Genomic DNA, 22,764 nt, shown 5'->3' on the forward strand with positions numbered 1-22,764 from the left:
GCGCAGGCCGCAGGACCGGCCCGCGGACGCCGAAGGGCCCTCCACGCGCGTGGAGGGCCCTTCGCTTCTGCTCAGCCGGTCACGGCTTCAGGACGAGCGTGTCGCTGGTGCTCTGGTCGACCGCGTTCGGCGAGAACGACCACGGCAGCAGTTCGCCCTTGGCCCACTTGTCCGTCTGGTCGGTGTAGTGGGCGCTGTAGGCGTGACCGGAGGCGCCGGAGAGGTTGATCCACTTCGACTTGTCGAGGTTGTCGAGGTTGACCACCATCCGCATCGAGGGCACCCAGATGACGCCGTAGCCGCCGGCGGCGTTCCAGCCGGTGGCATTGACCGCCGCCTCGCCGCCGCTGAGCTTCCACGGGCCGCGGTTGAGGACGTACTTGAGGACGTCGGGGCCCTCGGTGCCGAGCGTCTGGTTCTTCAGGAACAGGCGGTGCAGCCGGCCCCAGCTCCAGGTGTCGATGTCCTTGCCGAGCTTGGCGGTCAGCTCCCAGCGGGCGTCGATCATGGCCCGCTTGAACAGCTCGTCGCGGTTGTGCGCCGCCGGGCGCGTGCCGGACCTCGGCGCCTTCCACCAGTCGCTGTCCGGCTTGTCCATCAGGGTGCGCACGACCTCGAACCAGCGGTCGCCGCCGTCGGGCTGCGCCTGGTCGGCGTCGCGCTGACCGCACTCGCGCACCTTGTCGGTGTCGTCCACCGGGCCGGTGGTGCTGACCGGGTCGACCCACAGGCACTGGCCCTCGACCCGCAGTTCCTTGGGCAGCTTGTTGCCGAAGGCGAGCTTCAGGACGTTGCGCCACACGGCGTTGAAGTACGCGGCGGCCGCCGAGTCGGCGTCCTGGGTGTAGTCCCAGCCCTCGAGCAGTTCCTGCGCCTGGCGGACGTCCTTGTCGCCGACGTCGATCTTCAGCAGCGTCGGCACGAGCAGCTTGGCGATCTCGCTGCTGTTGTCCAGCTGCATCTGGCGCATGTCGTCGGTGGAGATCTTGCCGCCACCCTTGATCTTGGACTCGATCAGGTCGGCGATGCGCTGGCTGCGGGTGCCGTAGCCCCAGTCGGTGGTCAGCGTGTAGGGGTACTTGTCCGCCTCGACCACGGCCTGGTTGGCGGTGACGACGTAGCCGCGCTCGGGGTTGTACTCGTAGGGCAGCTTGTCGAAGTCGATGTACCCGGTCCAGCGGTACTTCGGGTCCCAGCCCGGCGCGGGGAGCGAGCCGTCGCCCTTGCCGCGCGTGGGGATCTTGCCGGGGAGCTGGTAGCCGATGTCGCCCTTGGCGCCCTTGCTGTCGGCGTAGACCAGGTTCTGCGACGGCACGTCGAACAGCTTCGCCGCGTCGCGGAAGTCCTTCCAGCTCGCCGCCCTGTCCATCGCGAACACGGCGTCCATGGAGGTGCCGGGCTGCAGGGCGGTCCACTTCAGGGCGATGGCGTAACCGTCGCCCCGGTCGGGCGCCGCGGTGTCGACGGTGGCCTTCTTGCCGACCTTGACCAGTTCGTCGTCGCGGTCGGACAGCAGGGGCATGCCGTCCTGGGTCTGGCGGACGACGATCTTCTTGGTCTCGCCGCCGGCGACCTTGATGGTCTCCTCGCGCGTGACGAACGGCCTCACCTTGCCGCCGTACAGATAGCCGTCGCCGGTGACCTTCTCCAGGTACAGGTCGGTGACGTCGACGCCGGAGTTGGTCATGCCCCAGGCGATGTCCTTGTTGTGGCCGATGACCACGCCGGGCATGCCCGCGAAGGTGTAGCCGGTGATGTCGTACCGGCAGGCGCTGGAGACGCTGCGGCAGTGCAGGCCCATCTGGTACCAGACGGAGGGCAGCGAGGCCGACAGGTGCGGGTCGTTGGCGAGCAGCGGCTTGCCGGTGATGGTGTGGTCGCCGCCGACGACCCAGGAGTTGGAGCCGATGCCGTTGCCGTTGACGCCGACGGCCGTGGGGACGTCGTCCAGGACCTTGTACAGGCCCGCGAGCTGGCTCTGCAGACCGGCGCCGGAGGAGGTGCCGCCACCGGTGCCGGTCCCCGTGCCCGTACCCGTACCGGTCCCGCTCCCGGTGCTGCTGCTGCCAGTGCCGTTGAGCGAGGCGCCGGAGCCGCTGCCGCCGCCCGAGCCGCTGCCCTGCCCGAAGGAGTGGGTCGCCTCGTCGTACCCGCCCTCCTGCACGATCGCCTTGTTGCGGTCGTAGGGGTACTGCGGATAGAGGTCGGCGATCTGCTGGGGGCCCAGGCGGCTGGTCATCAGGGCGCGGTCGATCTCGTCCTGCATGTTGCCGCGCAGGTCCCAGGCCATCGCCTTCAGCCAGGCGACGGAGTCGACCGGCGTCCACTGCGCGGGCTTGTAGTCGTTGCTGAAGCCCAGCGCCGCGTACTCCAGGGAGATGTCCTTGCCGTCCTTGCCCGCCAGGTAGGCATTGACGCCCTTGGCGTACGCCTGGAGGTATTTCTTCGTCGAGGCGGACAGCTTGGTGTCGTACTCCTGCTTGGCGACGCGGTCCCAGCCCAGGGTGCGCAGGAAGGCGTCGTTGTCGACCTGGCTCTTGCCGAACATCTCCGACAGGCGGCCGGAGGTCATGTGCCGGCGCACGTCCATCTCGTAGAACCGGTCCTGCGCCTGGACGAAGCCCTGCGCCATGAACAGGTCCGCGTCGGAGGAGGCGTAGATCTGCGGGATGCCGTAGCCGTCGCGCTTGACGTCGACGGGGCCGGACAGGCCCTGCAGCGTGATCGACCCCTTGGTCTGCGGGAACGACGCCCGGACGGTGCTGACCGACCAGTACCCGCCCCAGCCGATGCCGCCGATGACCGCCAGCACCAGGACGAGCACGATAAGACGGGCTTTGCGCCCCTTCTTCCTGCCGGACTTGCCGGGCTTGTGACCCGTTGTGGCGGTGGTGTTCGGGGGCATCGCTGTCCTTGCTGTCCTAACGCGAGCGGCAGGTTCGGCTGTGCTTTTAACTGAGCGCTGGAGCAACCATAGGCGCAGGGCCCGGTGGCACTTGACGCGGAGTCTGCAACCAGCCGGGGCAGGCGATCGATCTTGCCTCGCCCAGCGTCAAGAAATCGTCAAGAGTTAGGTAAGGTAACGAAGTAATCGGAAGATCGCAGGAAGGAACGGCCGCTGACTGTTCACCACCTCAACCAGCTCCTGCTCGTCTGCTCGCTCGTCCTGCTCGTCGCCGTGGCAGCAGTCCGGATCTCCTCGCGCAGCGGGCTGCCCAGCCTGCTCGTCTACCTGGGCATCGGCATCCTCATGGGCCAGGACGGCGTCGGACACATCCACTTCAACAGCGCCGCGCTGACCCAGGTCATCGGGTACGCCGCCCTGGTCGTGATCCTGGCCGAAGGCGGACTCGGCACGAAGTGGAAGGAGATCAAACCGGTCCTGCCGGCCGCCTCCGCGCTGGCGCTGGCCGGGGTCGCGGTGAGCGTGGGGGTGACGGCCGCGGGCGCGCACTACCTCGTCGGCCTGGAGTGGCGCCAGGCACTGATCATCGGTGCGGTGGTGTCCTCCACGGACGCGGCGGCGGTGTTCTCCGTGCTGCGCAGGATCCCGCTGCCCGCGCGCGTGACGGGCATGCTGGAGGCGGAGTCCGGATTCAACGACGCCCCCGTCGTCATCCTGGTCGTCGCCTTCTCCACGGCCGGCCCGGTCGAGCACTGGTACGTCCTGGTGGGCGAGATAGCCCTCGAGCTGGCCATCGGCGCGGCCGTCGGGCTGGCGGTGGGCTGGGTCGGCTCCTGGGGCCTGCGGCACGTCGCCCTGCCCGCCTCCGGTCTGTACCCGATCGCCGTGATGGCCATCGCCGTTTCCGCCTACGCGGCCGGCGCCCTCGCCCACGGCAGCGGCTTCCTCGCCGTCTACCTCGCCTCGATGCTGCTCGGCAACGCCAAGCTGCCGCACTGGCCCGCCACCCGCGGCTTCGCCGAAGGGCTCGGCTGGATCGCGCAGATCGGCATGTTCGTCCTGCTCGGCCTGCTGGTCACCCCGCACGAGCTGGGCGACGACGTGTGGCCCGCGCTCGTCATCGGGCTGGTGCTGACCATGCTGGCGCGGCCCCTGAGCGTGGTGCTGTGCCTCACACCGTTCCGGGTGCCCTGGCGGGAGCAGACGCTGATGTCGTGGGCCGGACTGCGCGGCGCCGTCCCCATCATCCTGGCGACCATCCCCATGGTGAACGGCGTCGCGGGCAGCCGCCGCGTCTTCAACATCGTCTTCGTCCTGGTCGTCGTCTACACCCTGCTCCAGGGCCCGACCCTGCCCTGGCTCGCCCGTCTGCTGCGGCTGGGCGACCGCACCGAGACCGCCGACCTCGGCATCGAGTCCGCGCCCCTGGAACGGCTGCGCGGCCACCTGCTGTCCGTGAACATCCCCGAGGGCTCCAGGATGCACGGCGTCGAGGTCAACGAGCTGCGCCTGCCGCCGGGCGCGGCGGTCACCCTCGTGGTGCGCGAGGGCACCTCCTTCGTGCCGCTGCCCACGACCGTGCTGCGACGCGGCGACGAACTGCTCGTCGTCACCACCGACCCGGTGCGCGACGCGGCCGAGCGCAGGCTGCGCGCGGTGGCCCAGGGCGGCAAGCTGGCCGACTGGCTGGGCTCGGGGGGCCAGGAGGGGTGACGGCCGACTGGCGGCTGGGCCCGGGGGGCGAGGAGCGGTGACGGCCGACCGGCTGGGCCCGGGGGCGGTGACAGCGACACGACCGCGCTCCGCCGCCCCGGCCAATCACAGGTGACCAAGCTGATGGTGCTCGTTTTCACAGGGTCGCCTTGCGGAAACCCTGTACGATAAAGGCGCACCCCTGATCGAACCAACTCTGCCTGACGCAGAGCTGGCGCGACCGTATGGCGGCCGAGCAGCCCCCCACCGCGGGCCCCGGCATCTACCGCAGTCCGCGCAAGAGGACAGCTCTCGGCGCACGGTGCCCTTACAAGGGCGCCGCGCTACCAGGCGGCAGAAAGGCACGGGCCGTGGCGTCCACGGTCACCTCGGAGAAGAAGAAGGCGGCGACTGCCGCCCGCCCGGGCTACGGGCAGCTGCTGCGCACCCGCGGCGCCTGGACCTTCCTGCTCCCCGGCTTCGCGGCACGACAGCCGTTCGCGATGCTGACCCTCTCCATCGTGCTGCTCGTGCAGCACACCACCGGCTCCTACGGCGCGGCCGGCGCCGCGGCGGCCGTCACCGGCGTGTCGATGGCCCTGTTCGCTCCCTACAGCGGCCGCCTCGCCGACCGGTACGGCCAGCGCGCCGTTCTGCTGCCCGGCGTGATCGTGCACTCCCTGTCCGGTCTCACCTTCACCGCGCTCGCCCTCGCGCACGCCCCCCTGTGGGCGCTGTTCGTGGCGGCCGTACCAACGGGCGCCTCGGTGCCGCAGGTCGGGCCCATGGTGCGGGCCCGCTGGGGCGTGAAGCTCAAGGGCTCCCCGCTGATGAGCACCGCCGCCGCCTTCGAGTCCGTCACCGACGAGCTGACCTTCGTGGTCGGCCCGCTGCTGGCGACCGCCCTGTGCACCGCGGTGGCGCCCGCCGCCGGTCTGGTGACCGAGGCAGCACTGACCCTGATCGGCGGTCTGCTCTTCGCCGCGCAGAAGAGCACCCAGCCCCAGATCCACACCGGCGGCGAGCACACACGCGTGCAGCACGCCTCCGCACTGCGCGTCCCCGGCGTGCGGGTGCTGATCGTGACGTTCCTGGGCATCGGCTCCGTCTTCGGCGGCATGCAGGTCTCGCTGGCCGCGTTCACCGAGTCGATCGGCGAGCCCGGCCTGAACGGCGTGCTCTACGGCGTCTTCGCCGCGGGCAACATGATCTCCGGCGTCGTCTGCGGTGCCATCGCCTGGAAGGTCGCCCCGCAGCGCCGCCTGGTCGTCGGCTACACCGCCCTCGCGCTGGCCGCGTCCGCGCTGTGGACCGCCCACTCGGTGCTGCTGCTCGCCGCGCTCGGGCTGCTGGTCGGCATGTGCATCGCGCCCGCCCTGATCACCGGCTACACCCTCGTCGAGGGCCTGGTCCCGGCCGGTGCCCGCACCGAGGCGTTCACCTGGCTGACCGGCGCGGTCGCCCTCGGCCAAGCCGCGGCCGTCACGATCGCCGGCCAGCTGGAGGACCGCTTCTGGGGCGGCGCCGGATTCCTGGTGCCGATGGGCGGCACGCTGCTCGCCCTGGTGACCCTGCTGGCGCTGCGCTCCCGGCTGGTGTCGCCCGCCCGGGGCCGTACCGTCGCGCGTGGCGTGGGTCACCGCGTGCCGGTGACAGTGGACTGACGCCCGGGAATACGTCACTATGGTTCGTCGTTAGCACTCATCGAGTGAGAGTGCCAGGAGGAAGACAGTGCCCACCTACCAGTACCAGTGCACCGAGTGCGGCGAGGGCCTCGAGGCGGTGCAGAAGTTCACCGACGACGCCCTGACCGAGTGCCCCAACTGCCAGGGCCGCCTCAAGAAGGTGTTCTCCGCGGTCGGCATCGTCTTCAAGGGCTCCGGCTTCTACCGCAACGACAGCCGCGGCTCCTCGTCGAGCAGCTCGCCGGCGTCGTCGAAGTCGTCGTCCTCGTCCTCCACGACGACCTCCTCCTCGTCCTCCTCGGACGCGGGCTCCTCGTCGAGCTCCAGCGGCTCTTCGAGCAGCAGCACCACCGCCGCCTGAGGCGCGCTGCTCCACGAACTCTCGCCGGACCCTGTCGTCACCCGACGCCAGGGTCCTCGGCATGTGCGCCGCCGGTTAGGGTGCGGGCATGGCGAACAAGGCGAACGCAGAGATCGGCGTCATCGGCGGCTCCGGTTTCTACTCGTTCCTGGACGACGTGACCGAGGTCCAGGTCGACACCCCCTACGGTCCGCCCAGCGACTCCCTCTTCCTCGGTGAGATCGCCGGCCGCCGGGTCGCGTTCCTGCCCCGGCACGGGCGCGGCCACCACCTGCCGCCGCACCGCATCAACTACCGAGCCAACCTGTGGGCGCTGCGCTCGGTCGGCGTGCGCCAGGTCCTCGGGCCCTGCGCGGTGGGCGGGCTGCGCCCCGAGTACGGTCCGGGCACGCTGCTGGTGCCGGACCAGCTCGTGGACCGTACGAAGGCCCGGGCGAACTCCTACTTCGACGGGCTGCCGCTGCCCGACGGCACCGTCCCGAACGTCGTGCACGTGTCGCTGGCCGATCCGTACTGCCCCGTCGGGCGCGCGGTCGCGCTGAAGGCGGCGCGGGGGCGCGGCTGGGAGCCGGTGGACGGCGGCACGCTCGTCGTGGTCGAGGGGCCGCGCTTCTCGACGCGCGCCGAATCGTTGTGGCACCAGGCGCAGGGCTGGTCGGTGGTCGGCATGACCGGTCATCCGGAGGCTGCGCTCGCCCGTGAGCTGGAGCTCTGCTACTCCTCCCTCACCCTGGTCACCGACCTGGACGCCGGCGCCGAGACCGGCGAGGGCGTCTCCCACGACGAGGTGCTGCGGGTGTTCGCGGCCAACGTGGACCGGATGCGGGGGGTGCTCTTCGACGCGGTGGCGGCACTGCCGGCGAACGAGGATCGGGACTGCCTGTGCACGTCGGCGCTCGGGGGGATGGATCCGGGGTTCACGCTGCCGTGACGGGGGGTGCGCTCGCTGCCGGGGCGGGTCGCGCTGCCGGGGCGGGTCGCGCTGCGGTGACGGGGGTCGCGCGGCGTTGAGGGGGTTTGCGCGGCCGTGAGGGGGTCGCCGGCGTGGGAGCGCGTCCTGCACGGGTGACGGGGTTTTCCACAACCCGTGGGTAGTCCACGGGCGTCCGCGGGCTGCGGCGCGAGGGCTCATCGTGGGGTGCGCAAGCCGAAGCCCTCGTCGCAGGTGGTGGTCCTGTGTCCGTGTCCCTCTCCGTCCCGGTGCCCTGTCCCGCGCCCGGCGCAGTCCCCGTCCCCGTCCCGGTGTCCGTCCCCGCCGCTTCCGCTCCCTCGCTGTCGTGTCCGCGGCCACCCGGCGACGACGTGCCGCCCACGTGCGAGGTGCCGCACTTCGCGCCGGTGCGGGTGAGCGGGGTCCGCCATCTGGTGCACCGGCTCGCCCGGTACCGCAGGCGGGCTGTCGCCGCCGGTCTGGTCGTCACCGCGGCCGCGCTGGTGGCGGCGGGGCCACGGGAGACCACCGGGCACGACCGGGTCCGCGGGCATCCGCCGGGCCGCGCGGGTGGAGGGACGGTCGCGGCGCCGGTGCGGATCGCCGACGCCGGCACGGTGCGCCTGCTGCGGCCGGGCGACCGGGTGGACGTCATCGCCGCGGAGGACGGCACGGGCGGCGGGGATGCGCGGGTCGTGGCCCGCGGTGCCCGCGTGGCCCGGCTGCCCGAGGTCACGGACGACGTCCCGGGCGGCGGCACCCTCGTCGTGCTGTCGGTGCCGCGGGCCACGGCGGCGCGGCTCGTCGGGGCGAGCGCGACGGCACGGCTCGCGGTGACGGTGGGGTGAGCCGCGTGACACGGCGTCTGAGCGATCGTTTGTCAAGTGGCACGATCGAGTTACCGGATTGGACATGCCTCCCTTGGCCTGACGTAGGTTGCGGAGCGATTTACTCCACATGCCGTACGGACGAGGAAAGGCCTCGAGGTGAGCGAGAAGAAGGCGCCGAGTGTCTGGGAGGGCTTCAAGGCCTTCCTGATGCGCGGGAATGTCGTCGATCTGGCAGTAGCGGTGGTCATCGGCGCCGCCTTCACCAGCATCGTGAACTCGGTGGTGAAGGGCGTGATCAATCCCGTGGTCGGGGCGATCGGCACCCAGAGCCTGGACAACTACAGCTCCTGCCTGACGGCGAGCTGCACGAAGGACGAGGGCATCCGCATCATGTGGGGCTCCGTCCTCGGTGCGACGCTGAACTTCCTGATCACCGCCGCGGTCGTCTACTTCCTGATGGTCCTGCCGATGGCGAAGTACCTGGCCCGCCAGGCGGACCGCAAGGCAGCCCGGGAGGGGACGAAGGAGATCGTCGAGGTCAGCGAGCTGGAAGTGCTCAAGGAGATCCGCGACACGCTGGTCGCCCAGCGGACCGCGGGGCGCGGCGAGTAGGAGCGGCGGGGGAAGCCGCGCGGGGAGCCGTTCACCGGAGGGCGGAGCCGACCGCGGTGGCGGCCCGGCCCCGTGGGCTCGGGTGGTCGGGCGGGGCCCGGCTCCGTGAGCTCGGATGGTCCGGCGGGGCCCGGCTCCGTGAGCTCGGATGGTCGGGCGGGCTCGGGCCGGTCCGGCCGCTCGGGCTGCCCCGCTGGTCAGATGTGGTGGGGCGGCTTTTCGTCCAGGAAGCGCTTCAGGTCGGCAGCGCTGTCGCCGGTCGTCGCGGGACGCTCGCCCCACCCGCCGTCGGTGTCGTCCGAGGACTGGAGCTCGAGCGGGTCGTCGAAGACCAGCGCGGCCTTCGGGTCACGCGGCTCGGGGGCGGAAGCGGTGCTCATGTCTCCAGGTTACGCCGCGGCCTCGGCCCGAAGATTTTCGTCCGGTTATCTGGTGTGCTGGGACCTATGACGCCGAGTTCCAGCCAGTCCCCCGCGCACTCCGACGCGCACTCCGACGCGCCTGCCCGACACCGGCCCCTGCGCAGGCTCACGGCCCGCGGCCGCGACGAGGCCCATCGCGTCGCCTCACCGCTGGAACTCCTCTTCGACCTGTGCTTCGTCGTGGCGATCGCCCAGGCCGGCGCCCAGCTGGTGCACTTCCTCGCCGACGGGCACGCGGGCCAGGGCATCCTCAACTACGCGATGGTCTTCTTCGCCATCTGGTGGGCCTGGATGAACTTCTCCTGGTTCGCCTCCGCGTACGACAACGACGACGTGCTGTACCGGGTCGTCACCCTCCTGCAGATCGCCGGTGTCCTGGTGCTCGCGGCGGGGGTGTCACGGGCCTTCGACGAACACGATTTCTTCGTCGTCTGGCTCGGCTACGTCATCATGCGGCTGGCCCTGGTCGCACAGTGGCTGCGCGCCGCGAGATCGGCCGAGGACGCGGAGCGGACCGCGGCGGTGCGGTACGCCTGCGGGGTGCTGCTCTGCCAGGTCGGGTGGGTCGGCCTGATCGTGCTGCCGGAGCCCGCGCGGCCCTGGGTGTTCCTGGTGATGGTGCTCGCCGAGCTGTCGGTGCCGTTGATCGCGGAGAGGTCCTTCACCACGGCCTGGCATCCGCACCACATCGCAGAGCGCTACGGACTGTTCACGATCATCGTGCTCGGCGAGACGATCGCCGCGGCCACGGTCGCGGTCAAGTCGGCCGTGGACGAGCACGACGCCCTCGGTGAGCTGCTGCCCATCGCGGCGGGCGGGCTGCTGATCGTGTTCGCCGCCTGGTGGATCTACTTCGTGGTACCGATCCACGGGCACCTGCGCTCCAGCCGGCAGGCGTTCGTGTGGGGCTACGGGCACTACCTGATCTTCGCCTCCGCTGCGGCGATCGGCGCGGGGCTGGAGGTGGCCGTCGAGCAGGCGGTCGGTTCGGCGCACATCTCCACGACGGCCGCTTCGGCGGCGGTGACGCTGCCGACGGCGCTGTATCTGCTGACCGTATGGGCGCTGCACGCCCGTCACTTCAAGGTCGGCATCGCACAGCAGATGGTCCTGCCGGTCACCGCGCTGCTCGTGATCTGCTGCACCTTCCTCGGCGAGTGGGCGGTGCTCGCGGCGGGGATCGTGTCGGGGCTCGCGGTGGCGGTCGGGGTGACGCTGACAGCGCGGGCGCGCTCCGCGCATGGGGTCGGGTGATGGGAGCGCGCTGCGCGCACGGGTGCCAGGGGTGGGGGTGGGGGTGCGGGTGGGGGCAGTGGATCGGGTGGCGGGGGGTGGGGGTGGCGCGGTGTCGGGTGGCGCGGGCGGGTGGCACGGCGGCGCGGATTCGGGTGGCACGGGTGGGTGGCGCGATGGCGGGTCACACTGGGGCGCATGACAGTTGACGCTCTGACGGATGTCATCGGGGTGCGGATCGGGCACGCTACGCGCCGTGGTGACGGGTGGCTGACCGGGACCACCGTCGTCCTCGCTCCGGAGGGGGGCGCCGTGGCCGCCGTGGACGTGCGCGGCGGCGGGCCGGGGACGAAGGAGACCGACGCCCTCGATCCGCGCAACCTCGTGCAGAAGGTCGAGGCCGTGGTGCTCACCGGGGGCAGCGCGTACGGGCTCGACGCGGCGTCCGGGGTGATGGCGTGGCTGGAGGAGCGGGGGCGGGGGGTGCGGGTGGGGCCGGATCCCACGCATGTCGTGCCCGTCGTACCGGCGGCGTGCGTGTTCGACCTCGGGCGCGGTGGTGACTTCCGGGCGCGGCCGGACGCGGCGATGGGGCGGGCCGCGGTCGAGGCGGCGGCGGACAGTGCGGTCGGGGCGGCTGTCGCGGAGGGGTGCGTGGGGGCCGGGACGGGGGCGGCCGTGGGGTTGCTGAAGGGCGGGATCGGGACGGCGAGCGTGGTGCTCGACTGCGGGGTCACGGTGGGGGCGTTGGTCGTGGCGAACGCGGCGGGATCGGTGGTGGATCCGGGGACGGGGGTGCTGTACGGGGAGATGTACGCGGAGTTGTTCGGGGGGCGGCGGGTGGCGTATCCGCCGACGGAGGTGGCCGAGGCGGCGCGGGCGCGTCTGGGGGAGCTGTCGGCTGTGCGGATGGCTCCGCCGATGAACACGACGTTGGCCGTGGTCGCCACGGATGCGGTGCTGTCGAAGGCGCAGGCGCAGAAGGTGGCGGGGACCGCGCATGACGGGATCGCGCGGGCCGTGCGGCCGGTGCATCTGCTCAACGACGGGGACAGCGTGTTCGCGTTGGCCACGGGCGCGCGTGCGTTGCCGGCGGGGGATCCGCTGGCGTTGAACGCGCTGCTTGCGGCGGGGGCGGATGTGGTGACGCGGGCGATCGTGCGGGCGGTGCGGGCGGCCGAGTCGGTGGGTGGGTGGCCGTCGTATGGAGAGCTGTTCGGACGAGGGTGAGTGTTGCCTGCGGGGCCTCTGGCCGGCTGGTCGCGCGAACGCGGGTGAGTGTTGCCCGCGGGCCCGGTGGCCGGCCGGTCGCGCGACGCGGGTGAGTGTTGCCCGCGGGCCCGGTGGCCGGCCGGTCGCGCAGTTCCCCGCGCCCCTTTGGTGCCTGCGGCGGCCCGTTGCGGTGCGTGGTCGGTTGCGGTGCGCGCCTGCGGTGCGTTGTGGGTCGGGCCGGGGTGGGGGGTGTCCGTCCTCGGTCCGGCCGCCCGTTTCCGACGCCGGTGCTGTTGCCCGGTGCCGGACGCTGCGGGCGGACACCCCCCACCCCGGCCCTTCCCGCCGTACGCGGGTGCGGGAGCGCCGTGGTACGGCCGCCGTGCTGCCGTACCTGCGGCGGGCCAGTCAGATCGCTTTCTGGTCGAACTCACGCGTTCAGTTCCTGGGTGCGGGAACCTTGGACGGGTGGGCCGCGTAGGAACTATGGGGCGGTGAAGGGAGTGGAGCGTGCAGGGGCGAGTTGGGGCGGCTCTGTTGGGCACCGTCGTGATCGTGGGGGCTGCCGGTTGTTCCTCCGGTGGGGGATCGCCTGAGACGGCCGCCTCGCCGAGCCGCGCGGTGGCGTCGCCGACGGCGCCCGGGGAGTCCGCCGCGCCCGCGAAGGGCACCGTCACGGTCGTGCGTACCGTCGCGACCGGGCTGGACTCGCCGTGGGGGCTCGCTCCGCTGCCGGACGGCGGTCTGCTGGTGGCGTCGCGGGACAAGGGGACAATCAGCCGGGTCGACGACAGGACCGGGAAGAAGACCGAGCTGGGCGAGGTGTCCGGGGTCGCCGCGGAGGGCGAGGGCGGCCTGCTGGGCATCGCGCTGTCCCCGGACTACGCCTCGGACCACATGATCTACGCGTACTTCACCTCCGCCTCGGACAACCGCATCGCCCGCATGATCTACGACGCCAAGAAGCCGGCGGGCGACCAGTTGGGGGCGCCCGACACGGTGTTCAAGGGCATTCCGAAGGGTGTCGTTCACAACGGGGGCCGGATCGCCTTCGGACCGGACCGGATGCTGTACGCCGGTACCGGCGAGACCGGCGAGCGGGGGCTCGCGCAGGACCGGAAGTCGCTGGGCGGGAAGATCCTGCGGATCACGCCGGAGGGCGAGCCGGCGCCGGGGAATCCGTTCCCCGACTCCCCCGTGTACTCGTACGGGCACCGCAACGTGCAGGGGCTCGCCTGGGACGGCAAGCAGCGGCTGTTCGCCTCGGAGTTCGGGCAGGACACCTGGGACGAGCTGAATGTGATCAAGCCGGGGGGCGACTACGGGTGGCCGAGCGCCGAGGGGCGGTCCGGTGATCGTGCCTTTGTGAATCCGATCGCTCAGTGGCACACCGACGACGCCTCGCCCAGCGGCATCGCCTACGCGGACGGCTGTGTGTGGATGGCCGCGCTCAAGGGGGAGCGGTTGTGGCGGATCCCCCTCAAGGGCACGCAGGCGTCCGCCGCGCCGCAGGACTTCCTGCGGGGTGCGTACGGGCGGCTGCGCACGGTGGTCGCGGCCGGTGGGGACAGGCTGTGGGTCACCACCAGCAACACCGACGGCCGCGGTGAGCCGAAGAGCGGGGACGACCGGATCCTGGAGGTGCGGGTCGGCTGAGGGGGTTCACTCCTCGTCCTGCTCCGGGCTGGGCGGCCGGACGACCACCTTGCCGGACGCCAGGTCTATCGGGCCGCGCCCGGGGTCGCCGTCGCCGACGTCCTCCCGGGTCAGCTCCAGCCGGTTCTGCTCGTCGCGGGTGTGCTTGCGGCCGGGCGCGAACACTTCCTCGAAGACGTTGAACATCGCCCCTCCCCGCTGCCGGTTCCTTCCACCCTACGTCTCAGCGCCCGGCCCGCACAGGGAGGGCCTCGGCGTACAGGCCCAGCCGGTGTGCCACGGCCGCCGCCTCTCCGCGTCCGGAGACGCCCAGCTTGGCAAGGATGTTGGACACGTGGACGCTGGCGGTCTTCGGTGAGATGAACAGTTCCTCGGCTATCTGGCGGTTGGTGCGGCCGGCCGAGACCAGCCGCAGTACGTCCCGTTCGCGGGTGGTGAGGCCGAGGGCCTCGACCGGGTCGACGCAATCCCCGTCCGGTTGTGCGGGGCCGGTCAGGAACAGCCGGGCGCGGCGGGCGAGCAGGGCGGTGGCGTCGGCCAGCGGGCGGGCGCCCAGGTGGTCGGCGACGGCGTGGGACAGGCGGAGCAGCTCGGTGGCCCGGGCACGCTCGTCGTCGCCGCCGGCGGTGACCAGGGCCTCGGCGAGGCGGTGGCGGACACGGGCGAGGTCGTAGGGGCGTTCCAGGGCCTCGAAGGCGGCGACGACCGGTGACCAGGTGTCCGGGGTGGCCCGGCCCTCGGCACGCAGCACTTCGGCGCGCACCCACTGCTCGTGGGCGTGCCAGATCGGGGCCGCCGTCGTGAGCTTCTTGACGGCCTGGAGGATGCGGGCGAGGGTCCGCTCGCGGCCCTGCTCGGCCGCGGGTGAGGGGAGCGCGTCCGCCTCGGCGGTGGCGGCCGCCAGCAGCAGGGGCCAGGCGTAGCGCTGGGTGCCGGGCGGCGTCCCGGCGTCCAGGGCGCCTTCGAGTTCCGCGCGGGCGTCGAGGAGGCGGCCCTGGGCCGCGGCCACTCCGAGGGCGATGCGGGCCAGCGGCAGCCGCTGCTGGGGCATCGGGTCGTGCGAACCGAAGTGGCCGCGGGACGCGTCCAGTTGGCGTTCCGCCTCGGCCAGATCCCCCCGGGCGAGCGCGAGACGGGCCAGACACAGCGCGCCCGTGCCCTGCGGCTTGGCGCTCTGTCCGCGGCGCAGGGCGTTCTCCGCGGCCTGCGCGGCGCCGTCCCACTCCCCCAGCGAGTACAGCGAGTCGGAGAGGTTGCCCCACACCCACGACTCGGAGTCCAGCAGCCCGAACTTCCGGGCGTAGGCGGTCCCTTCGCGCAGTACGGCGGCGGCTTCCCGGGAGCGGCCGACCGACTCCAGTTCGGAGGGCAGGTTGATGTACGCGCGGCCGGCGACGGGTGGCACGCCCTCCTGGATCGCCCGCTCCAAGACCTGGCGCATCTCGGCGAGGCCGTCCTCGACGGCTCCGGAGTCGACCATGAGCCCGCCGAGGGTGAGCCGGGCGTTCAGCTCGATGGACCGGGCGTCCACCATGCGCGCGTACTCCACCGCCCTCTCGGCGGCCGCGAGCGCCTCGGCGCCCGGCTGGTGCAGCATCGACCAGCCGGCGACGGCGGTGAGCACCTCGGCGTGCACGGTGGACGGCGGCAGGCCACGCACCAGTTCCTGCGCGGTGGCCAGTTCGGCCCAGCCGTCGCCTCGGGCGAGGGACTGCACCAGGCGGGAGCGCTGGCTCCAGAACCAGGCCGCGCGCAGCGGGTCGGGGTCGTCCTCCAGCAGCCGCAGCGCCCGCTTGGTGATCTTCAGGGCCCGTTCGCGTTCCATGGAGAGGCGTCCGGCCACCGCCGCCTCGGCCATCAGGTCGAGGTAGCGCAGGGGCGTGGCGGCGGGGTCGCAGCCGCATGCCGGATAGGCCTCGGCGTGGTCGTGCGGCCGCAGGCGCGCCCGTACGTCCTCGGGGACGGCCTCCCACAGCTCCATCGCGCGCTCCAGCAGGCCGAGTTGCTCGCTGTAGGCGTGACGGCGGCGGGCGGTGACCGAGGCGTCCAGGACGGCGGGAAGCGCCTTGGCGGGGTCGTGCGCGTGGTACCAGTAGCTGGCCAGGCGCATGACGCGCTGATCGACGGGGACGAGGGTGGGGTCGCTCTCCAGGGCCTCGGCGTAACGGCGGTTGAGGCGGGAGCGCTCGCCGGGGAGCAGGTCGTCGCTGACGGCTTCGCGGACCAGGGAGTGACGGAAGCGGTAGCCGTCGCCGGCCGGGGTGGGGATGAGGATGCTGGCGTTGACGGCGGCGCGCAGCGCCTCGATGAGGTCGTCCTCGGCGAGGGAGGCGACGGCGGCGATCAGCCGGTACTCGACGGTGGAGCCGCCCTCGGCGACGACCCGGACGACCCGCTGGGCGCTCTCGGACAGCGCCTCGACGCGGACCAGGAGCAGATCGCGCAGGGTGTCCGTGAGGCCGGTGCAGCAGCCCGCGTGGGCGGCGACGGCGAGTTCCTCGACGAAGAAGGCGTTGCCGTCGGAGCGTTCGAAGATGTCGTCGACCTGGTCCGGGTCGGGTTCACCGGCGATGATGCCGGCGACCTGGCGGCAGACCTCGTCGCGGGTGAAGCGGGCGATGTCCAGGCGGCGGACGGTGCGCAGCCGGTCCAGTTCGGCGAGGAGGGGGCGCAGCGGGTGGCGGCGGTGGATGTCGTCGGAGCGGTAGGTGCCGAGGACGACGAGGCGCCCGGCGCGCAGGGTGCGCAGCAGGTAGGCGAGGAGGTGACGGGTGGAGGCGTCGGCCCAGTGCAGGTCCTCCAGGGCGACGACGACGGTCCGCTCGGCGGCGATCTGCTGGCGCAGGCGGGCGGTGAGTTCGAAGAGCCGGGCCATGCCCTCCTCGTCGTGCCGGCCGGGGCCGGCCTCACCCAGTTCGGGCAGCAGCCGGGCCAGTTCGTCCTCCTGGCCGGCGGCCGCTGCGGCGACGTCGGCGGGCAGTTCGCGGCGCAGCGCGCGCAGGGCGGCGGAGAACGGGGCGAACGGCAGGCCGTCGGCGCCGATCTCGACGCAGCCGCCGAGCGCGACGACGGCGCCCCGCCGGCTTGCGGCGGTGGCGAACTCCTCCACCAGCCGCGTCTTGCCCACGCCGGCCTCCCCCGCGATGAGCAACGCCTGCGGCTCGCCCGTGGCGGCGCGGGCGAGCGCGTCGTGCAATGCCTCCAACTCGTCGGCGCGACCGACGAACACCGGACTGACGGACCTGGTCTCCACGCCGGAGAGCATCGCACGGGGCTCTGACAACGGGGCACCGGTTTTCGCCGGGGGCAGAGCGGCCGCCGGGCCGCCGGGGCCGGCCGGCGAGGCGGCGACCGCGCCGGCGGTGGGGCTCGCGGTGTCCTCGGCCGGAAGGGGGAGAACCACGACGGGAGCGGCCGCGCTGACCGGTCCGGACGCCCGCACGGACAGCTCCTTCGGCCCCGCGGGCACCGTCCGCTCCGGCGCCGGAAAGCCGGACACCGGCCCCGTCGGGAGGCCGGTGTCGGTGGTGCCGGATGCCTTCTTCGGCGTCGATGTCGACGGGTGCGGGCGGCCGACCCCCGTACGGCCGTTCCCCGCACCCGGCGCCGCGCCGCTCACGCGGCCCGGGTGGACCAACGGCGGCGCGGGCGGCCGGTATGCGCCTCGGCCTCGCTGGTGCGTGCGGCGGCTTCACGGCGGGCGGCGCGGTCGGCGCGGACGGCCTCAAGGGCCAGGCGCTCCTGGTCGGCCCGGCGGATGAGCTCGGCGGTGCGGGCCTGCTGGACGTCGTACTCGTACATGTGGTCCCCCTGCGGGAAGAGAGTCGAGGTCTCGCTTTCTGCGATGCCTTTACTTTCGTCTCCCAGGGGGGTCCGCCACATCGGGAGACTTCCGCATCTTGCGCGCGGTGGGGGGCCTTAGACGCCGGTCGGGGATCCCCGGGTCCGCCGTAAGGCACCGCGCGGGGGGCCTAAGACGACCGCCGGAGCTAAGAAGACTCCTCGCGGGACCTACGACGGCCCGCGCGGACCGGCGGTCGTTCAGCTCGTGGCGGGCAGGCCCAGCAGTACGTCCGTGTACTTCAGGACGGCCAGGAGCAGGCCGATCACGCCGAGCGAGACGCCCGCCCAGGCGACCGACTTGATCCACGGTGCCTGCGGCCGGCCGGGTGCGCCGAACGCGGGCCGGGCGAGCACGACCACGCCCACGACCAGCGCCGCCAGCGCGAACAGGCCGGCCCACAATGCGGTGGCCTGCCAGGCGTCGCCGTAGCCCTCCTTGACCATCGTCGCGACGCTCGAGGACGACGAGGTGTGCAGCTGGCCGATGAGCGACTCGCGCGCGGAGGCCACGGTGCCGGTCCAGCTGCCGGTGAGCGAGACGACGCCCAGCCCGGCGGCGACGACGGCGCCGGCGCCCTGGCCGACCCCCGAGGGACCGCCCTCCTGCTGCTCGGCCTCCCGCGCTTCCGCCTCGGGCGTCTCCTGCCCGGCCTGCGTGTCCTGCTCGGTCTGCGTCTCCTCCTCGGTCCCGGTCGCCTCGTCGGCCTGCGTCGCCGCGGCCTCGTGCTCAGTCTTGGTAGCCATGCTCCGCACCGTACGGACGGAGTCTGAGAGGTCCCTTAATGATCGTCACGGGCCGCCGGCGTGCGTCACGCGCGTGCGGCGCGCCATTCGGGGGCGAGCACCGACCAGATCTCCAGGTCGTGCCGTTCCCCGTGGTGGAGGTAGGCCGCGCGCCTGACCCCGTCGCGGGTCATGCCGAGGCGGCGGGCGACGTTGATGCTGGGGACGTTGCCGGCGGAGGCGACCCACTCGACGCGGTGGATGCCGCGCTCCTCGACGGCCCAGTCGATGAGCACCCGCATCGCCCGGGTGATCAGCCCGCGCCCGGTCGCCGCCGGCTCCAGCCAGCAGCCGACCTCGCAGGTGCCGTTCTCGGCGTCGAAGTTCAGCGTGAGGACGCCGCCGACGAGCGTGCCGTCCAGCCACAGTCCGTGCAGTGAGGCCGTGCCGGCGGCGCGCATGTCGGCGTAGCGCTGGAGGGCCTCGCGCGCCGTGGGGACGTCGACGGCCTTGGAGCCGAAGGGGACGTACTGGTTGATGAAGTCGCGTCCCCGCTCCAGGTGCGCCAGGAACTCCTCGGCGTGCCAGGGCTCCAGCGGCCGCAACTGCGCTCCGTCGTCACCCAGGGATATCGCGTACATCCTGCTGCTGCTCCTTCGCCAGTACGTCCGCCACCTCGGCGTCCGTCGCAGCGGCCAGCCTCTCATGGGCGGCCCGGCACTCGGGCGGCTCGATGCTGATGCGGGGCAGGACACGGTCCAGGCTGCGCGGCAGCCACCAGTTGGCGGCGCCGAGCAGGTGCATCAGGGCGGGCACCAGCAGGGTGCGCAGGACGAAGGCGTCCAGGGCGACGGCGGAGGCCAGCGCTATGCCGAACATGGCGATGACCCGGTCGCCGCTGAGGACGAAGGCGAGGAAGACGGAGATCATGATGACCGCCGCGGAGTTGATCACCCGGCTGGTCTCGGCGAGCCCTATGCGCACCGCGCGTCGGTTGTCCCCGGTCTCCAGCCACTCCTCGTACATCCGGCTGACCAGGAAGACCTGGTAGTCCATGGAGAGCCCGAAGAGGACCGACACCATGATCACGGGGAGGAAGGGCTCGATGGGGCCCGCGCGGCCCAGTCCGAGCAGTTCGCTGCCCCAGCCCCACTGGAAGATCGCCACGACGACGCCGAACGCGGCGGCGACGGCGGCGATGTTCATCACGGCGGCCTTGAGCGGGATGCCGACGGACCGGAAGGCGAGCAGGAGCAGCAGGCAGCCCAGGCCGATGACCACGCCGACGAAGAGGGGCAGCTTGCCGACGATGACCCCGGCGAAGTCGTCGTAGGAGGCGGTGACCCCGCCGACGTACACGTCGAGGGAGGTGCCGCCCTCGGCGCGGGGCAGCACGTCGGTGCGCAGCCGGTCGACGAGGTCGCTGGTGGCCTGCGACTGCGGGGCGGATTCGGGGACGACGGTGAGGTACGCGGTGTCGCCGCCGGGGCCGTAGGTCGCGGGGGTCACGGAGGCGACGCCGTGGGTGCCGCGCAGGGTGGTGTCGAGGTTGTCCAGGGCGAGTCTGTCCTGGGCGCCCTCTACGCGCGTCACCAGGGTCAGAGGGCCGTTGACGCCGGGGCCGAAGCCGTCCGCGAGGAGGTCGTAGGCCTTGCGGGTGGTCGTGGTCTGCGGGTCGTTGCCCTGGTCGGAGGTGCCCAGGTGGAGGGAGAGCGTGGGCAGTGCGAGCAGGGCGATGACGGCGACGGCGAGGCCGCCGAGCTTCTTGGGGTGGCGCTCGACGAACGCCGACCACCGGGCGGCGAACCCGGTCGGCAGCTCCGGCTGCGGGCCGTGCTCGGCCAGCCGGCGCCGTTCGCGGCGGCTGAGGGCGCGCATGCCGATGAACGACAGCAGGGCGGGCAGCAGGGTCACGGAGGCGGCGACGGTGAGCACCACGGTCAGCGAGGCGGCGATGGCGACGCCGTTGAGGAAGCTCAGGCGCAGGATCAGCATGCCGAGCAGGGCGATGCACACGGTCGCACCCGCGAAGACGACGGCGCGTCCGGTGGTGGCGACGGCGTTGGTGGCCGCCTCGGTGACGCTGAGCCCGCGTTTGAGTCCGCGCCGGTGGCGCGTGACGATGAACAGCGCGTAGTCGATGCCGACGCCGAGCCCGATGAGCATGCCGAGCATGGGCGCGAAGTCGGCGACGGTCATGGCGTGCCCGAGCAGTTCGATCCCCGCGTAGGCGGTGCCGACGCCGACCAGGGCGGTGGCGATGGGCAGCAGCGAGGCGGCGAGCGAGCCGAAGGCGAGGAAGAGGACGACCGCGGCGACGAGGACGCCGACCACCTCGGCCAGGTGGCCGCCGGAGGTCTTGGTCAGCGCGATGGCGCTGCCGCCCAGCTCGACCTGGAGCCCGTCGCCCTCGGCGGACTTGGCGGTGTGCACCACGGCCTGCGCCTCGGCGGGAGTGATGTGCTCGACGGTGTCGGCGAAGGTGACGGTGGCGTACGCGGTGTGTCCGTCGGCGCTGATCCGGCCGGCGCCCTGGCCGCTGTAGGGGCCGCTGACGGCCACCACGCCGGGCAGGTCGTCGATCTTCTCGAGCGTGCGGGTCATGGTCTGCTCGACGTCGGCGGCCCGGACGGTGCCGGAGGTGGTGTGCCAGACGACGGTGTCGCTGTCGCCGCTCATTCCGGGGAAGCCTTCGGCGAGCAGTTCGGCGGCGTGGCCGGCCTGCGTGCCGGGGACGTCGTAGTCGTTGGAGTAGGCGGAGCCGGTCACGGCGGCGGCAGCGGTGACCCCGCCGAAGGCGAGGAGCCACAGCAGTACGGCGATCAGGCGCCGTCGGACACACCAGCGTGCAAGGGCTGCCACGAACCTGCTCCCAGAGTGACTGAATTGTGGATCTTTGACCGGGAACAGTGGTCCATTAACCGAACAGCCCGCAAAGAACGCATGAGCAACGCCTAGCCACTCTTACAGGCGGAAAAGATCCTTTGCGGCTTTCGTGGCCTTGTTCACAGGTGTTGGGAGCGAGGTCACAGGACAGTCGGCGGCACTCTGTCACCTGTTGTGGCGTCACTCACATGCGGCAGGCCCCGGGGACGTCGTCCCCGGGGCCTGCCGTGTGCGCCGTGCGGTGCTCAGCCCTCGCTGACGCCCAGCTTGTCGAGGATCAGCTCCTTGACCCGGGCCGCGTCGGCCTGGCCGCGCGTGGCCTTCATGACGGCGCCGACCAGGGCGCCGGCCGCGGCCACCTTGCCGCCGCGGATCTTGTCCGCGATGGCCGGGTTGCCGGCGATGGCCTCGTCGACGGCGGCGGTGAGCGCGCCCTCGTCGGAGACGACCTTCAGACCGCGCTTGTCGACGACCTCGTCCGGCGTGCCCTCGCCGGCGAGGACGCCCTCGATGACCTGACGGGCGAGCTTGTCGTTCAGGTCGCCCTTGGCGACCAGCTCGGTCACCCGGGCCACCTGCTGCGGCGTGATCGCCAGCTCGTCCAGCGAGGTGCCGGACTCGTTGGCGCTGCGGGCCAGCTCACCCATCCACCACTTGCGGGCGGAGGCCGCGTCGGCACCGGCGTCGATGGTGGCGACGATCAGGTCCAGCGCGCCGGCGTTGAGGATCGCCTGCATGTCGGTGGCGGTGATGCCCCACTCGGTGAGCAGCCGGGTGCGGCGGGCCAGCGGCATCTCGGGCAGGGCCGCGCGGATCTTCTCGACCCACTCGCGCGAGGGCGCGACCGGAACCAGGTCGGGCTCCGGGAAGTACCGGTAGTCCTCGGCCTCCTCCTTCACGCGGCCCGAGGTCGTGGACCCGGTGTCCTCGTGGAAGTGGCGGGTCTCCTGGACGATCGTGCCGCCGGAGGAGAGCACGGCCGCGTGGCGCATGATCTCGTAGCGGGCCGCACGCTCCACCGAGCGCAGCGAGTTGACGTTCTTGGTCTCGCTGCGGGTGCCGAACTTCTCGGTGCCGTTCGGGCGCAGCGACAGGTTCACGTCGCAGCGCATCTGGCCCATCTCCATGCGGGCCTCGGAGACGCCGAGGGCACGGATGACCTCGCGCAGCTCACGCACGTACGCCTTCGCCACCTCGGGCGCGCGCTCGCCCGCGCCGACGATCGGCTTGGTGACGATCTCGATGAGCGGGATGCCGGCGCGGTTGTAGTCCAGCAGGGAGTGGGACGCGCCGTGGATACGGCCGGTGGCGCCGCCGACGTGCGTCGACTTGCCGGTGTCCTCCTCCATGTGGGCGCGCTCGATCTCCACGCGGAAGGTCTCGCCGTCCTCCAGCTGCACGTCGAGGTAGCCGTTGAAGGCGATCGGCTCGTCGTACTGGGAGGTCTGGAAGTTCTTCGGCATGTCCGGATAGAAGTAGTTCTTCCGGGCGAAGCGGCACCATTCGGCGATCTCGCAGTTCAGCGCGAGGCCGATCTTGATGGCGGACTCGACGCCGGTCGCGTTGACGACCGGGAGCGCGCCGGGCAGACCGAGGCAGACCGGGCAGGTCTGGCTGTTCGGGTCGGCACCGAGCGAGGTCGAGCAGCCGCAGAACATCTTGGTCTTGGTGCCGAGTTCGACATGGACCTCGAGGCCCATGACGGGGTCGTACGACGCCAGCGCGTCCTCGTACGACACCAGGTCGGTCGTGGTGGTCACGGTGAAACTTCCC

General features: G+C 72.2%; 18 protein-coding genes. 9 read left to right on the forward strand and 9 right to left on the reverse strand.

Going from position 1 to position 22,764, the window contains the following annotated elements; genetic code table 11:
- Positions 1 to 79: 79 nt before the first annotated feature.
- On the reverse strand, positions 80 to 2,905 hold the full coding sequence (locus tag ACZ67Q_RS26420) for a penicillin acylase family protein (RefSeq protein WP_471186621.1): 2,826 nt from the start codon (positions 2,903 to 2,905) through the stop codon (positions 80 to 82).
- A gap of 213 nt (positions 2,906 to 3,118) precedes the next feature.
- Here ACZ67Q_RS26420 and ACZ67Q_RS26425 point away from each other — a divergent pair, with 213 nt between their 5' ends.
- The 6 genes from ACZ67Q_RS26425 to mscL all read left to right on the forward strand — a co-directional run bounded on the left by ACZ67Q_RS26425 (position 3,119) and on the right by mscL (position 9,016).
- Complete coding sequence (locus ACZ67Q_RS26425; RefSeq protein WP_471186817.1) at positions 3,119 to 4,618, forward strand: potassium/proton antiporter; 1,500 nt, start codon at positions 3,119 to 3,121, stop codon at positions 4,616 to 4,618.
- Positions 4,619 to 4,968: 350 nt separating this feature from the next.
- Positions 4,969 to 6,261, forward strand: a complete 1,293-nt coding sequence (locus ACZ67Q_RS26430; RefSeq protein ID WP_471186624.1) for an MFS transporter — start codon at positions 4,969 to 4,971, stop codon at positions 6,259 to 6,261.
- A gap of 67 nt (positions 6,262 to 6,328) precedes the next feature.
- Positions 6,329 to 6,643 (forward strand): FmdB family zinc ribbon protein, encoded by a 315-nt coding sequence (locus tag ACZ67Q_RS26435; RefSeq protein ID WP_471186627.1) that lies wholly within the window; start codon positions 6,329 to 6,331, stop codon positions 6,641 to 6,643.
- 88 nt (positions 6,644 to 6,731) lie between these two features.
- Complete coding sequence (locus ACZ67Q_RS26440; RefSeq protein ID WP_471186630.1) at positions 6,732 to 7,574, forward strand: S-methyl-5'-thioadenosine phosphorylase; 843 nt, start codon at positions 6,732 to 6,734, stop codon at positions 7,572 to 7,574.
- A gap of 251 nt (positions 7,575 to 7,825) precedes the next feature.
- The gene (locus tag ACZ67Q_RS26445) at positions 7,826 to 8,422 is read left to right on the forward strand and encodes a hypothetical protein (protein WP_471186632.1); all 597 of its coding nucleotides are present in this window, start codon (positions 7,826 to 7,828) and stop codon (positions 8,420 to 8,422) included.
- A 138-nt stretch (positions 8,423 to 8,560) separates the two neighbouring features.
- Positions 8,561 to 9,016, forward strand: a complete 456-nt coding sequence (mscL, locus tag ACZ67Q_RS26450) for a large conductance mechanosensitive channel protein MscL (protein ID WP_471186635.1) — start codon at positions 8,561 to 8,563, stop codon at positions 9,014 to 9,016.
- A gap of 197 nt (positions 9,017 to 9,213) precedes the next feature.
- Here mscL and ACZ67Q_RS26455 read toward each other — a convergent pair whose 3' ends face one another.
- Complete coding sequence (locus ACZ67Q_RS26455) at positions 9,214 to 9,396, reverse strand: hypothetical protein (RefSeq protein WP_471186638.1); 183 nt, start codon at positions 9,394 to 9,396, stop codon at positions 9,214 to 9,216.
- Between the two features lie 66 nt (positions 9,397 to 9,462).
- On the opposite strand from ACZ67Q_RS26455, the gene ACZ67Q_RS26460 reads away from it, so the two are divergent.
- The 3 genes from ACZ67Q_RS26460 (at position 9,463) to ACZ67Q_RS26470 (ending at position 13,539) form a co-directional block, all read left to right on the forward strand.
- The gene (locus ACZ67Q_RS26460) at positions 9,463 to 10,692 is read left to right on the forward strand and encodes a low temperature requirement protein A (protein ID WP_471186641.1); all 1,230 of its coding nucleotides are present in this window, start codon (positions 9,463 to 9,465) and stop codon (positions 10,690 to 10,692) included.
- Positions 10,693 to 10,869: 177 nt separating this feature from the next.
- A complete protein-coding gene (locus ACZ67Q_RS26465) occupies positions 10,870 to 11,901 on the forward strand; it encodes a P1 family peptidase (protein WP_471186644.1) in 1,032 nt (343 codons plus the stop codon).
- Positions 11,902 to 12,393: 492 nt separating this feature from the next.
- A complete protein-coding gene (locus tag ACZ67Q_RS26470; RefSeq protein WP_471186647.1) occupies positions 12,394 to 13,539 on the forward strand; it encodes a PQQ-dependent sugar dehydrogenase in 1,146 nt (381 codons plus the stop codon).
- 6 nt (positions 13,540 to 13,545) lie between these two features.
- On the opposite strand, the gene ACZ67Q_RS26475 is transcribed toward ACZ67Q_RS26470, so the two are convergent.
- The 7 genes from ACZ67Q_RS26475 to gatB form a co-directional block, all read right to left on the reverse strand.
- Positions 13,546 to 13,725: a DUF6191 domain-containing protein gene (locus ACZ67Q_RS26475; protein WP_361627844.1), complete on the reverse strand. Its 180-nt coding sequence runs from the start codon at positions 13,723 to 13,725 to the stop codon at positions 13,546 to 13,548.
- Positions 13,726 to 13,762: 37 nt separating this feature from the next.
- On the reverse strand, positions 13,763 to 16,804 hold the full coding sequence (locus ACZ67Q_RS26480; RefSeq protein WP_471186818.1) for a helix-turn-helix transcriptional regulator: 3,042 nt from the start codon (positions 16,802 to 16,804) through the stop codon (positions 13,763 to 13,765).
- Between the two features lie 350 nt (positions 16,805 to 17,154).
- Positions 17,155 to 17,340, reverse strand: coding sequence for a hypothetical protein (locus ACZ67Q_RS26485; RefSeq protein ID WP_471186650.1), 186 nt, complete (start codon positions 17,338 to 17,340; stop codon positions 17,155 to 17,157).
- A 240-nt stretch (positions 17,341 to 17,580) separates the two neighbouring features.
- Positions 17,581 to 18,126, reverse strand: a complete 546-nt coding sequence (locus ACZ67Q_RS26490; RefSeq protein ID WP_471186653.1) for a hypothetical protein — start codon at positions 18,124 to 18,126, stop codon at positions 17,581 to 17,583.
- A gap of 65 nt (positions 18,127 to 18,191) precedes the next feature.
- A complete protein-coding gene (locus ACZ67Q_RS26495; protein WP_471186656.1) occupies positions 18,192 to 18,746 on the reverse strand; it encodes a GNAT family N-acetyltransferase in 555 nt (184 codons plus the stop codon).
- Positions 18,724 to 20,967 (reverse strand): MMPL family transporter, encoded by a 2,244-nt coding sequence (locus tag ACZ67Q_RS26500; RefSeq protein WP_471186659.1) that lies wholly within the window; start codon positions 20,965 to 20,967, stop codon positions 18,724 to 18,726. The genes ACZ67Q_RS26495 and ACZ67Q_RS26500 overlap by 23 nt, the downstream gene beginning before the upstream one ends.
- Before the next feature lie 269 nt (positions 20,968 to 21,236).
- Complete coding sequence (gatB, locus tag ACZ67Q_RS26505) at positions 21,237 to 22,751, reverse strand: Asp-tRNA(Asn)/Glu-tRNA(Gln) amidotransferase subunit GatB (RefSeq protein WP_471186662.1); 1,515 nt, start codon at positions 22,749 to 22,751, stop codon at positions 21,237 to 21,239.
- Positions 22,752 to 22,764 lie beyond the last annotated feature (13 nt).

The organism is Streptomyces sp. NPDC036813, assembly GCF_055609245.1.